The sequence below is a fragment of the Microbacterium insulae genome, from assembly GCF_042677065.1.
In the GTDB taxonomy this organism is placed as follows: Bacteria; Actinomycetota; Actinomycetes; order Actinomycetales; family Microbacteriaceae; genus Microbacterium; species Microbacterium insulae.
Genome location: NZ_JBHTII010000001.1, coordinates 418,779 through 431,090 on the forward strand (window position 1 = coordinate 418,779; position 12,312 = coordinate 431,090).

A 12,312-nucleotide genomic window follows, 5' to 3' on the forward strand; every position below is an offset into this window, starting at 1 on the left:
CGCGGCCGGGTGGAGGCATCCACCCGGCCGCGGTCAGCAGTCGGTTCGACTACGCGTGTGTCACTGCGCGGGCGAGCTGGGCGAGGTCACCTCGAGCTCACCCGAGATGATCGCCTCCTGCAGCGCGGCGAGCTCGTCGGTCAGGCCCTCGGGCAGCTCCGACTCGAACGCGCCGAAGCCCGACAGGCCCACGCCCTCGTTCTCGAGCGTGCCGACGTACGGCGTGACGTCGAAGTCGCCGGTCGCAGCCTGCAGCGTCGAGTCGCGGACGGCGACGTCGATGCGCTTCATGATCGAGAAGAGCACCAGGTCGGCGACCGACGGGTCGGTCGCGGCCAGGTCGGAGTCGACGCCGATGAGCAGCGCGTCCGAGCCTGCGTCGTCGATCGCCGCCGCGGCGCTCTGGTAGATCGGTCCGCCGACGGGCAGGACGACGTCCACACCCTGGTCGAGGATGCCCTGCGCGGTCTGCTTGGCGGTGTCGTTGGCCTGGAAGCCACCGGTGAACGAGCCCTCCTGGGCCGCGACATCCCAGCCGAAGGTCTCGACCGCGGCGCCCTTGTCCTCGTTGAACTTGGCGACGCCGTCGACGAAGCCGTCCATGAAGATGGTGACCGGCGGGATCTGGATGCCGCCGAAGGTGCCGACCTTGTCGACGCCAGCGGCATCCGACCACGACGCGGCGGCGTAGCCGCCGAGGTAGGCCGCCTGGACGGTGTCGAACAGCAGCGGCTTGATGTTGGGTGCGTCGGTCTCGCCGTTGAAGTCGGCGTCGGCCGAGTCGTCGATGATGGCGTAGTCGATGTCGGGGTTCGCGGTCGCCGAGGCGATCGTGTCGGCCGAGAGCTTGAAGCCGACGGCCACGATGAACGTGCAGCCCTCGGCGACGAGGTTCTCGAGGTTCGGCGCGTAGTCGTTCGCCGAAGCCGACTCGACCTCGATGAAGTCGACGCCGAGCTCGTCGGCGGCGGTCTCCATGCCGGTCAGCGCGGACTGGTTGAACGACTTGTCGTTGAAGCCGCCGTCGTCAGAGACGAGGCAGGGCTTGAAGCCCTCGACGACTTCCGGCGTGGTCTCGTCCGACGTCGGCGCGGTCTCGGGAGCGGCGCCGCAGCCCGCGAGGGCGACGAGAAGGCCCGCAGCGGCGACGACACCGGCGAGCTTCTTGGTGCGTGAGATGGTCAACTCAGCCTCCACTTATACGGCCCCGCGTCCTTCACGGGGACTGCACAAAGTTACCCACTGTGACGCGCGGGTTGCAGTCGCTTGGACCGTGCCGAGCCGAATGGTTACAAAGACGCAATGTCTCGATACACCGCGGACACCTGTTCACGGCACTCGACACGAGTACGACGAGACGAAGCCGTCATGCCCGCAGGACTCACAGCACGTCGCCGCGGCCGTTGAGCTTGAGGGCGTCGACGACGCCCTTCACGCGCTGCGCGTGCTCGCTCGTGGTGACCAGCAGGGCGTCCTCGGTGTCGACGACGACGATGTCGCGCACGCCGATCAGGCTGATGACGCGCGACGTCTGGCTCACCACGATCCCGCTCGCGGCATCGGAGAGGATGCGCGCGTTCTCGCCGAGGATGGCGAGATCGTTCTTGCGGCCGCCGGAGTTCAGCTTGGCGAGGCTCGCGAAGTCGCCGACGTCGTCCCAGTCGAAGTGGCCGGGGATCACGGCGAGGCGTCCTCGTGCGGCCGCCGGCTCGGCGACGGAGTAGTCGATGGCGATCTTCGTGAGGGTGGGCCACACGCGATCCACCACCGGCCCTCGGAGGTCGCGGTCGTCCCACGCCTCGGCGAGGTCCATCAGCCCGGCGTAGAGCTGCGGCTCGTTGTCGGCGATCTCCCCGAGCAGCACGTCGGCGCGGCTGATGAACATGCCCGCGTTCCACAGGTAGGAGCGGTTCGCGAAGTACTCCTTGGCGGTCTCGAGGTCGGGCTTCTCGACGAAGCTCTCGACCAGCGCGGCCTCGGGCGCGCCGTCGACGACGAGCTCGGCGCCCTTGCGGATGTACCCGAAGCCGACGGATGCCTCGGACGGCTGGATGCCGATCGTGCAGATGTACCCCTCGCGCGCCGTCGCGACGGCCTGGCGCACCGCCCAGTCGAAGAGGTGCGGCACGCGGATCACGTGGTCGGCGGCGAACGAGCCGATGATAACGTCGGGCTCGCGGCGCACGAGCACCGCCGCGGCGAGGCCGATCGCCGCCGTCGAGTCGCGCGGCTCGGACTCGAGGAAGACGTTGCGGTCGGGGATCCCGGGCAGCTCCGTTTCGACGGCGGCCCGGTGGGCACGCCCCGTGACCACCGCGATGCGCTCGGGTCCGGCGAGCGGCTCGAGCCGGTCCCACGTGTCGCGGAGCAGCGTCTGTCCGGAGCCCGTCAGGTCGTGCAGGAACTTCGGCGCGTCGGCGCGTGAGAGCGGCCACAGCCGGCTCCCGATTCCGCCGGCGGGGATCACGGCGTAGAAGTCTTCGATCGGCTCAGGCATGTCGACAGGGTATCGGCGCCCTGCGACGCCCGGTCAGCTTAGGCGCACCTTCGTCGCCCCGGCGCCGAAGGCCGCAATAGGATGGTTCCAGCGCCCGCGTGACGCCGAGAGCCCGCGCCGATCGAGCCGGGAACCCTCAGGGGCATCGATTCCGCCCCACCATGTTCGATCCAGGGAGGACGGCCGTGTCTGCACCAGCACGCGTCACACCGTCGGTATCCGAAACCACATCCCGAGTCCCACGCGGCACGCTCTACCGCGGGAACGAAGGCATGTGGTCGTGGGTGCTGCACCGCATCACCGGCATCGGGATCTTCTTCTTCCTGCTGGTCCACGTCCTCGACACCGCGCTGATCCGCGTGGCGCCCGACGCCTACGACGCGGTCATGGCCTCGTACAAGAACCCGATCATGGGTGTCGGCGAGGTCGTTCTCGTGGGCGCGGTCGTGTACCACGCGTTCAACGGGCTGCGGATCATCCTGGTCGACCTGTGGCCGTGGGCGACCCGCCACCAGCGCCAGATGTGGTGGGGCGTCATCGCCCTGTTCGTCGTGACGATGATCCCGTTCACGGTGCGACACCTCTCGATCGTCTTCGCCTACGGCTGGGGAGGGGAGTGATGAGCGCCACCGTCGCCGACCCGCGCGCACCGCGCGAGACCGTCCGCCGCAAGGGACCCAACCTCGAGAAGTGGGGCTGGATCTACATGCGCGTCTCCGGCGTGCTGCTGCTCGTGCTGATCTTCGGGCACCTCTTCGTGAACCTCATGCTGGGTGAGGGCATCCACGGCATCGACTTCGCCTTCGTCGCGGGCAAGCTCGCTTCGCCCTTCTGGCAGTGGTGGGACGTGCTGATGCTGTGGCTCGCGCTCATCCACGGCGCCAACGGGATGCGCACGATCGTGAACGACTACGTCACGCACGAGCGCACCCGCAAGGTTCTCGTGTGGGCGCTGTGGCTCACCGCCGGGTTCCTCATCCTGCTCGGCACGCTGGTCGTCTTCACCTTCGACCCCTGCGTGCCCAACCTGACCGACGGCAGCGTCCTGCAAGAGATCTGCAACGCCCAGGGCTGACCGCGGATCGCAAGACGAGAGACAACAGAGGCATCCCACACGTGACCACTCAGACCGCGGACTCGTACGTCAAGGACGGCGTCCACTACCACCAGTTCGACATCGTCATCGTCGGTGCCGGCGGCGCCGGCATGCGGGCCGCCATCGAGGCGGGACCGGGCGCCAAGACCGCCGTCATCTCGAAGCTCTACCCCACGCGCTCGCACACCGGCGCCGCGCAGGGAGGCATGGCCGCCGCGCTGGCGAACGTCGAAGAGGACTCGTGGGAGTGGCACACCTTCGACACCGTCAAGGGCGGTGATTACCTCGTCGACCAGGATGCCGCCGAGATCCTGGCGAAGGAGGCGATCGACGCGGTCATCGACCTCGAGAACATGGGTCTGCCGTTCAACCGCACGCCCGACGGCAAGATCGACCAGCGCCGCTTCGGCGGGCACACCGCCGACCACGGCAAGACCCCCGTGCGCCGCGCCTGCTACGCCGCGGACCGCACCGGTCACATGATCCTGCAGACCCTGTTCCAGAACTGCGTGAAGCTCGGCATCAACTTCTTCAACGAGTTCTACGTCCTCGACCTCATCACGGTGAAGGATGACGCGGGCAAGACCGGCATCGCGGGCGTCGTGGCCTACGAGCTGGCCACGGGCGACCTCCACGTCTTCCACTCGAAGGCCGTCGTGTTCGCGACCGGAGGCTTCGGCAAGATCTTCAAGACGACCTCCAACGCCCACACCCTCACGGGGGACGGCGTCGGGATCATCTGGCGCAAGGGCCTCCCCCTCGAGGACATGGAGTTCTTCCAGTTCCACCCGACCGGCCTCGCCGGCCTCGGCATCCTGCTCACCGAGGGCGCCCGCGGAGAGGGCGCGATCCTGCGCAACGTCTCGGGCGAGCGGTTCATGGAGCGCTACGCGCCCACCATCAAGGACCTCGCCCCCCGCGACATCGTGAGCCGCTGCATGGTGCAGGAGGTCGCCGAAGGGCGCGGTGCGGGGCCGCACCGCGACTACGTGCTGCTGGACTGCACGCACCTCGGCGCCGAAGTTCTCGAGACGAAGCTCCCCGACATCACGGAATTCGCCCGCACCTACCTCGGTGTGGATCCGGTCGTCGAGCCCGTGCCGGTCATGCCGACCGCGCACTACGCGATGGGCGGCATCCCGACCAACATCAAGGCGGAGGTGCTCGCCGACAACGAGACGGTCGTTCCCGGCCTGTACGCCGCCGGCGAGTGCGCCTGCGTCTCGGTGCACGGATCGAACCGCCTCGGCACCAACTCCCTGCTCGACATCAACGTGTTCGGCAAGCGCGCCGGCCGCTACGCCGTCGAGTACGTCAAGGACGCCGACTTCGTGCCGCTGCCGGACGACCCGGCCGCCGAGGTGCGCGGACTGATCGAGGGCCTGCGTGCCAACCAGGGGACCGAGCGCATCGCCGTGCTGCGCAAGAAGCTCCAGGACGAGATGGACCGCAAGGCTCAGGTGTTCCGCACCGAGGAGTCGCTCGGCGAGGTGCTCGACGTGATCGAGGAGCTCCGCGAGCGGTACAAGAACGTCCACGTCGACGACAAGGGAAAGCGGTACAACACCGACCTGCTCGAGGCCGTCGAACTGGGCTTCCTGCTCGACATCGCCGAGGTCGTCGTGGTCACCGCCCGCAACCGCAAGGAGAGCCGGGGCGGTCACATGCGCGACGACTTCCCCACTCGCGACGACGAGAACTACATGCAGCACACGATGGCCTACCTGTCGGGCGACGCGGGGTCCTCGCACGCCGACGACCACATCAGGCTCGACTGGAAGCCCGTCGTCTTCACCAAGAACGAGGCCGGCGAGTTGCGCTACCCGCCGCTGGAGAGGAAGTACTGATGGCGTCCCTCGTCGCAGTCGACGCGCCCGCGGAGGCGACCACCGAGGTCGAGACACCGGCCGACACCGGCATCCAGTCCTTCCTCGTGACCTTCATCATCCGGCGGTTCGACCCGGAGGTCGACGACGAGCCGCGCTGGGTCGACTACGACGTGGAGCTCTTCTCCACCGACCGCGTGCTCGATGCGCTCCACAAGATCAAGTGGGAAGTCGACGGATCGCTCTCGTTCCGCCGCTCGTGCGCCCACGGCATCTGCGGATCCGACGCCATGCGCATCAACGGCCGCAACCGCCTGGCGTGCAAGACGCTGATCAAGGACCTCGACATCTCGCAGCCGATCTACGTCGAGGCGATCAAGGGTCTGCCGCTCGAGAAGGACCTCATCGTCGACATGGAGCCGTTCTTCGCCTCCTACCGCGAAGTGCAGCCGTTCCTCATCGCGAACTCGACGCCCGAGCCCGGCAAGGAGCGCATTCAGTCGATCGTCGACCGCGAGGTCTTCGACGACACCACGAAGTGCATTCTGTGCGCCGCGTGCACGTCCTCGTGCCCGGTGTTCTGGACCGACGGGCAGTACTTCGGCCCGGCGGCGATCGTCAACGCCCACCGGTTCATCTTCGACTCGCGCGACGACGCGGGCGACGTGCGCCTGGACATCCTCAATGACAAGGAAGGCGTGTGGCGCTGCCGCACCACCTTCAACTGCACCGAGGCGTGCCCCCGCGGCATCGAGGTGACCAAGGCCATCGCCGAGGTGAAGCAGGCGGTTCTGCGCGGGCGCCCCTAAGCTTCCCTGCGTGACCTCGCCTCGCGACGACGCCTCCCCCGCTCCGTCCGACACCGCGCTCCGGCGCGCCCGCCTGGCGGTCACTGCCGCCTACGTTGCGCAGGGGCTGGGGTACGCCGTCGTCGTCACCTCCCTTCCCGCGCTCAAGGCGCGTCAGGACGTCGGGGACGACGTCGTGACGATCATCGTCCTCGGGGTCGCGCTCACGGCGGCCCTCGGCTCGGTGATCGCCAACGCCGTCGCGGTGCGCCGCGGGAGCCGGACCGCCCTGGTGCTGGGCCTCGTCGTGCAGGCCCTCGCGCTGCCGGTGATCGCGCTGCCGACTCCCTTTCCCGTCTTCGCCGCCGCGTTCGCGGTGTTCGGGGTGGGTCTCGGGTGCGTGGATGCCGCGGCCGCCATGCAGGGCGTCACCGTGCAGCGGGGCTATGGCCGCCACCTGCTGGGTGGCTTCTTCGCCGCGGCGACGGCAGCGGCCATCGCGGGAGCGCTCCTCGTCTCGGGGGTCGCCCTGTCGGCGGTCGGCGCAGGCGTCGCGCTGGCCTGCGCCGGGATCATCGCGCTCGGCGCCGCACTGGTGGGCGGGCGGTTCTTCGCCCGGGAAGTGCCGATCGACGTCGCGCTCCCTGCCTCCGAGCGCGCGAAGCTCCCACGTGCGGGCATCTGGGCATTCGGGCTGGTGATCCTCGCGGTGTTCGTCGCCGACTCCGCCGTGAGCACATGGAGCACGGTCTATCTCCAGGACGACCTGGCCGCGCTCGCGTGGGTCGCGCCGCTCGGCTACGCGGCGTACCAGGCCGTCGTCCTCGTCACGCGGCTCGCGACCGACCGCCTGGTCCCGAGACTCGGGCGCGGCCGGCTCGTCGCGGTCGCGGCATCCGTCTCGGCCGTCGGGTGCACGATCATCGCGCTCCTTCCGTTCCCGGTGGCGGCGATCGTCGGCTTCGCGCTCGCGGGAGTGAGCGCCGGCGTGCTCATCCCTGTCACCTTCGGAGCGGCCGGCGAGCTGTCGACCGCCCACGCCGACCAGGTCATCGCCCGGGTCAACCTGTTCAACTACGCCGGAGCGATTCTCGGGGCGGTCGTGCTCGGCGTTCTCGCAGACGGACCCGGGCTCGGGCCGGCGTTCCTGCTCCCCGCGGTCGCGCTCGCGGCGATCCTCTTCGCCGTGCCGCGGTTCCGCCGGGCACCTGCCCTCTCCGTCGCGCGCGCGGGTTCCCGCGACCCGCGCACTCGCTAATCTGACACCGTGACTCAGACGCCTCCGCCGGACGCCCGCGCCGCGGCCGACGCCGCACAGCGGGCCGACGCCGCGCAGCGCGAGGAGGAGTCGCTGCGCGAGCGGTGGGAGGAGACCGAGCGCTCGCTGCGGCAGCGCTTCGATGCGCCGATCAGCCGCGCGACCCGCCTCACGCAGGCGACGATGGCGTGGTTCCCGGTGCGGGTGTGGCGGAACTTCCTGATCGAGAACGGATTCCTGCTGTCGGCCGGCGTGAGCTACGTCGCCCTGTTCGCGTGCTTCGCGGCGATCTACCTCCTGTTCGCGGTCGCGGGCGTATGGCTGGGCGGGAGCCCCGAGGCTGTCGACCGGCTCATCGACCTGATCAACAGCTACATCCCGGGTCTGATCTCCGATGACAGCGCATTCGCCACTCCTGAGCAGGTGCAGGAGATCGCGACCGAGAACGCCGGCGTGCTGGGGTGGACCGGTGTCATCGCGCTCGGCGTGCTGATCTGGACGGCGATCGACTGGGTCACCTATACCCGCCGCGCGGTGCGCGAGCTCTTCGCGATCCCCCCGGACCGCCGCAGCTACTTCCTCCTCAAGGCGCGCGATCTGATGGCGGCCGTGATCTTCGGCGCCGCCCTCATCCTCGGCGCCGCCCTCAGCACCGTCGGGAGCCAGACCGTCGACTGGCTCTTCTCGCTCATGGGCTGGACCCAGGCGAGCGGCCTGGTCGACGTCACGGTGCGCCTCGGCTCCCTGGTCGTCGGATTCGTCGTCACCTCGACCGCCCTGGTGGGCCTGTTCCGCTTCCTCACCGGCACGAAGCTTCCCTGGCGTCGCATCTGGCCCGGCGCGATCATCGGCGGAATCGGCCTCTCGCTGCTCCAGCTCGGCGCCGGCCTGCTCCTGGGCTATACCCCCTCCAATCCCCTGCTGGCCGGATTCGCGTTCTTCATCGGGATGCTGCTGTGGTTCCGCCTCATGGGGATCGTGCTGCTGACGGCGGCATCGTGGGTGGCGGTGGCCGCGCGCGACCGCGACGTCGTGCTCCTCCCCCAGACCGAGGCCGAACGTCTTGCCGCGGAGCACGCGGCGCTGATGCTGGCCGCGCAGGTGCGCCTGCGCACGGCGAAGGACGCGCGCGCGCAGGCGCGCTGGTGGCGCATCCCCCTCGCCGACCGGGCGGTGCGCGAAGCCGAGGAGGAGTTGCGCCAGGTCGAGGCGGCCGCGCCGCCGAAACCGCACGCGCGGACGATCCCCGGCGTGCGCCTGCCCAAGCACGCCGATGCGTCCGCCGTCACGGCGCTGGCCACCGGCGACCGCAGCGACATCGGCGCCCACTGACGCGGCATCCGGGGTGTCGGCACCCGCGATTAGGCTCGTGGGATGCCCCGCAGAGTCCGCATCGCCTCCGTCAACGTCAACGGCATCCGCGCCGCGACCCGCAAGGGAATGATCGAGTGGCTCGATGAGGCCGACGTCGACGTGATGGCGCTGCAGGAGGTGCGCGCCACTCTCGAAGAGCTCCGCACCGCTCTGCCCGGCTGGGAGCTCGTCAACGATGAGGCCCTCGCCAAAGGACGCGCGGGAGTCGCGATCGCGACCCGCATGCCCGCGATCGAAGTGCGACGGGTCCTCGGCCCCGAGCCGCTCGACTCCGCCGGGCGCTGGATCGAGGCCGATCTCGAGATCGACGGCGAGCGCCTCACGGTCGTGAGCGCCTACGTGCACACGGGTGAGGCCGACACGCCGCGGCAAGACGCCAAGTGGGCGTTTCTCGACGCGATGGAGAAGCGGATGCCGCAGATCGAGCAGTCCTCACCGCTCGCGGTCGTGATGGGCGACCTCAACGTGGGGCACCGCGAGCTCGACATCCGCAACTGGAAGGGGAACGTCAAGAAGGCCGGCTTCCTCCCGCGCGAGCGCGCGTACTTCGACCGGTTCCTCGGTCCCCGCGGTGAGCCGGTCACCGGCACCGATGGGTCGACGGGCACCGGGCTCGGGTGGGTCGACGTCGGTCGCGCCGCGCACGGCGATGTCGACGGGCCCTACACGTGGTGGTCCATGCGCGGGCGGGCGTTCGACAACGACAGCGGCTGGCGCATCGACTACCACCTCGCGACCGCCGCCCTCGCGGAGCGCGTGTCCGACTACCGGGTCGTGCGGGCGCCATCGTGGGACTCCCGCTGGAGCGACCACGCTCCCGTCGTGGCCGACTACGCGATCGGCGAGTGAATTCAGCGCCCTAGAATCGATCGGGTGAGCAAACCGCGCCTGTACTCCGGAATGCAGCCCTCCGCCGACTCCCTGCAGATCGGCAACTACATCGGGGCGCTCCTGCAGTGGCGCGACCTCCAGCAGTCCTACGAGGCGTTCTTCTCGGTCGTCGACCTCCACGCCCTCACGCAGCCGAACGACCCCGCCGAGCTCCGCGAGAAGACCCGCCGCACGGCCGCGCAGTACATCGCGGCGGGCATCGAGCCATCGAAGTCGACGCTCTACGTGCAGTCCCACGTGCGCGCGCACGCGGAGCTCGCGTGGATCCTGAGCACCATCACCGGGTTCGGCGAGGCCGGACGCATGACGCAGTTCAAGGACAAGTCGCAGCGGTTCGGCGCCGATGCCACGTCGGTCGGGCTCTTCACCTATCCGGTGCTCATGGCGGCCGACATCCTCCTCTACCAGACCGACATCGTTCCCGTCGGCGACGACCAGAAGCAGCACGTCGAACTGACGCGGGATCTCGCCGAGCGCTTCAACAGCCGTTATGGCACGGCCTTCACCGTGCCGATGCCCGTCATCCAGAAGGACACCGCCCGCATCTACGATCTGCAGAACCCCGCGGCGAAGATGTCGAAGTCGGCCGAGTCCGACGCCGGTGTCCTCTGGCTGCTCGACGACCCCGCGGTGAGCGCGAAGAAGATCATGCGTGCCGTCACCGACAGCGACGGCACGGTGCGGTACGACCGCGACGAGAAGCCGGGCGTCTCGAACCTGCTCGTGATCTACGCCGCCCTCACGGGCCGACAGATCCCGGCGATCGAGGACGAGTACGCCGGCCGCGGTTACGGAGACTTCAAGAAGGGCCTCGCCGAGGTCGTCGTCGAGGAGTTCGGCCCGGTGCGCCAGCGTGCGCTCGACCTGCTCGCCGACCCCGCGGAGCTCGACCGCCTCCTGGCGATGAACGCGGCGAAGGCCGATGCGGTCGCCGACGCGACGCTGGCCGACGTCTACGACAAGGTCGGCCTCCTCCGCCGCCTCTGACCCCCACTGCCCCCCACCACCTCCCGGTGTCATGTCACACGAATGGTGGGTTCCGGCCCGCCTAACCCACCATTCGTGGGACATGCCGAACCCTTCGGTGCCGGGGCTAGCCTGGGCGGATGCAGCCCGTCGTCCTCCGCACCCCCCGGCTCGTGCTCGACCTGCCCCGCGAGGAGGACGTCGACGCGATCCTCGCGGCCTGCCAGGACCCGGGCATCCAGCGGTACACGCCGGTGCCGTATCCGTACGAGCGCACCCACGCCGAGGCGTTCGTGACCCAGGTTCCCAAGGACTGGGAGAGAGGGCGCCACGTCACGTGGGGCATCCGTGAGCACGATCGGCTCATCGGCACGATCGGCCTGTACCGCATGGAGGGGGACGGCAACGGAGAGATCGGGTTCTGGATGGCCCCCGAGGCGCGCGGCGGCGGACGGCTGCGGGAGGCGGCGAACGCCGTGATCGACTGGGGCTTCTCTTCCGAGGGCCCGGGGCTCGCGCGCATCGAATGGCGCGCGGTCGTCGGCAACGTCCCGTCGGCGCGTGTGGCCAGCGCACTGGGCTTCCGGTACGAGGGGATGCTGCGGCGCGCCCTCGTCAACCCCAAGCACCGCGACGACGGCTGGATCGCCGCGCTCCTCGCGGAGGACGAGCGGATGCCGCAGCCCTGGCCGGTCCTGGAGAACTGACCCGGCGTCGGCACCGCGTGGCAGTATGGGGCGCATGCCCGAGATGCCCGAGGTGCAGGGCCTGGTCGAGTTCCTGCGCGGACGCGTGACCGGCCTCGAGGTGACGCGCGTCGCGGTGGCGAACATCGCGGCCCTGAAGACGTACGACCCGCCGGTCGATGCGCTCACCGGCGCGCGCATCGACGCGGTGGCGCGCCACGGCAAGTTCGTCGACCTCGCCACGAGCGGAGGGGGGACCGCGGCCCACCTCGTCTTCCACCTCGCCAAGGCCGGCTGGCTGCGGTTCTACGACCAGCTGCCGTCCACGGTCATCCGTCCGGGCAAGACCCCGATCGCCCTGCGCGTCGCGCTCTCGGATGGCTCGGGCTTCGACCTCACCGAGGCGGGGACCAAGAAGTCCCTCGCGGTCTACGTCGTCCGCGACCCGTCCGACGTCCCCGGTATCGCCCGGCTCGGTCCGGATCCCCTCGACCCCGCGTTCACCCGCGACACCCTCGCGGGCCTGCTCGCCGGACGCCGCACCCAGATCAAAGGCGTGCTGCGCGACCAGGCGACGATCGCCGGGGTGGGCAACGCGTACTCCGACGAGATCCTCCACGCCGCGAAGATGTCGCCGTACGCGCTCGCGTCCACGCTCGACGACGCCGACGTCGACCGCCTGTTCCAGGCGATGACCGACACTCTCGCCGAGGCGGTGGCCGCGGCATCCGGCAAGCCCCCGGCCGAGCTCAAAGACGCCAAGCGCCGCGGGATGAAGGTGCACGGCCGTCGCGGCGAGGCGTGCCCGGTGTGCGGCGACGAGGTGCGCAGCGTGTTCTTCGCCGACAACTCGCTCGAGTACTGCCCGACGTGCCAGACGGGCGGCAAGATCCTCGCCGACCGGCGACTCTCCCGCCTCCTGAAGTAGCC

12 protein-coding genes are annotated in these 12,312 nt (G+C 69.7%); 10 read left to right on the top strand and 2 right to left on the bottom strand.

Going from position 1 to position 12,312, the window contains the following annotated elements; translation table 11 throughout:
* Positions 1-60 precede the first annotated feature (60 nt).
* A complete protein-coding gene (locus ACFQ0P_RS01930) occupies positions 61-1,185 on the bottom strand; it encodes a BMP family lipoprotein (protein WP_204980042.1) in 1,125 nt (374 codons plus the stop codon).
* Positions 1,186-1,381: 196 nt separating this feature from the next.
* On the bottom strand, positions 1,382-2,497 hold the full coding sequence (locus ACFQ0P_RS01935; protein WP_204980043.1) for a mannose-1-phosphate guanylyltransferase: 1,116 nt from the start codon (positions 2,495-2,497) through the stop codon (positions 1,382-1,384).
* 185 nt (positions 2,498-2,682) lie between these two features.
* Between ACFQ0P_RS01935 and sdhC the strand changes: the two genes are divergently transcribed.
* From sdhC to ACFQ0P_RS01985, 10 genes are all read left to right on the top strand, one after another.
* On the top strand, positions 2,683-3,117 hold the full coding sequence (gene sdhC, locus ACFQ0P_RS01940; RefSeq protein ID WP_378771173.1) for a succinate dehydrogenase, cytochrome b556 subunit: 435 nt from the start codon (positions 2,683-2,685) through the stop codon (positions 3,115-3,117).
* Positions 3,117-3,572, top strand: a complete 456-nt coding sequence (locus tag ACFQ0P_RS01945) for a succinate dehydrogenase hydrophobic membrane anchor subunit (RefSeq protein WP_204980045.1) — start codon at positions 3,117-3,119, stop codon at positions 3,570-3,572. Before sdhC ends, ACFQ0P_RS01945 begins: the two co-directional genes overlap by 1 nt.
* A 41-nt stretch (positions 3,573-3,613) precedes the next feature.
* The gene (sdhA, locus tag ACFQ0P_RS01950; protein ID WP_204980046.1) at positions 3,614-5,440 is read left to right on the top strand and encodes a succinate dehydrogenase flavoprotein subunit; all 1,827 of its coding nucleotides are present in this window, start codon (positions 3,614-3,616) and stop codon (positions 5,438-5,440) included.
* Positions 5,440-6,228 (top strand): succinate dehydrogenase iron-sulfur subunit, encoded by a 789-nt coding sequence (locus tag ACFQ0P_RS01955; RefSeq protein ID WP_204980047.1) that lies wholly within the window; start codon positions 5,440-5,442, stop codon positions 6,226-6,228. Before sdhA ends, ACFQ0P_RS01955 begins: the two co-directional genes overlap by 1 nt.
* Positions 6,229-6,238: 10 nt before the next feature.
* Positions 6,239-7,465: an MFS transporter gene (locus ACFQ0P_RS01960; RefSeq protein WP_204980048.1), complete on the top strand. Its 1,227-nt coding sequence runs from the start codon at positions 6,239-6,241 to the stop codon at positions 7,463-7,465.
* 9 nt (positions 7,466-7,474) lie between these two features.
* Complete coding sequence (locus tag ACFQ0P_RS01965; RefSeq protein ID WP_204980049.1) at positions 7,475-8,797, top strand: YhjD/YihY/BrkB family envelope integrity protein; 1,323 nt, start codon at positions 7,475-7,477, stop codon at positions 8,795-8,797.
* 42 nt (positions 8,798-8,839) lie between these two features.
* Positions 8,840-9,688, top strand: a complete 849-nt coding sequence (locus ACFQ0P_RS01970; protein ID WP_204980050.1) for an exodeoxyribonuclease III — start codon at positions 8,840-8,842, stop codon at positions 9,686-9,688.
* Positions 9,689-9,712: 24 nt separating this feature from the next.
* Positions 9,713-10,717: a tryptophan--tRNA ligase gene (gene trpS, locus ACFQ0P_RS01975; RefSeq protein WP_204980051.1), complete on the top strand. Its 1,005-nt coding sequence runs from the start codon at positions 9,713-9,715 to the stop codon at positions 10,715-10,717.
* A gap of 119 nt (positions 10,718-10,836) precedes the next feature.
* A complete protein-coding gene (locus ACFQ0P_RS01980) occupies positions 10,837-11,403 on the top strand; it encodes a GNAT family N-acetyltransferase (protein ID WP_204980052.1) in 567 nt (188 codons plus the stop codon).
* Between the two features lie 34 nt (positions 11,404-11,437).
* Complete coding sequence (locus tag ACFQ0P_RS01985) at positions 11,438-12,310, top strand: Fpg/Nei family DNA glycosylase (RefSeq protein WP_204980053.1); 873 nt, start codon at positions 11,438-11,440, stop codon at positions 12,308-12,310.
* The last annotated feature ends 2 nt before the right edge of the window (positions 12,311-12,312 follow it).

What these genes read in the sequence shown, in the direction of transcription:
- ACFQ0P_RS01935 (WP_204980043.1), bottom strand. Translation starts at nt 2,497, where the DNA reads ATGCCTGAGCCGATCGAAGACTTCTACGCCGTGATCCCCGCCGGCGGA.
- ACFQ0P_RS01945 (WP_204980045.1), top strand. Translation starts at nt 3,117, where the DNA reads ATGAGCGCCACCGTCGCCGACCCGCGCGCACCGCGCGAGACCGTCCGC.
- ACFQ0P_RS01955 (WP_204980047.1), top strand. Translation starts at nt 5,440, where the DNA reads ATGGCGTCCCTCGTCGCAGTCGACGCGCCCGCGGAGGCGACCACCGAG.
- ACFQ0P_RS01970 (WP_204980050.1), top strand. Translation starts at nt 8,840, where the DNA reads ATGCCCCGCAGAGTCCGCATCGCCTCCGTCAACGTCAACGGCATCCGC.
- ACFQ0P_RS01980 (WP_204980052.1), top strand. Translation starts at nt 10,837, where the DNA reads ATGCAGCCCGTCGTCCTCCGCACCCCCCGGCTCGTGCTCGACCTGCCC.
- ACFQ0P_RS01985 (WP_204980053.1), top strand. Translation starts at nt 11,438, where the DNA reads ATGCCCGAGATGCCCGAGGTGCAGGGCCTGGTCGAGTTCCTGCGCGGA.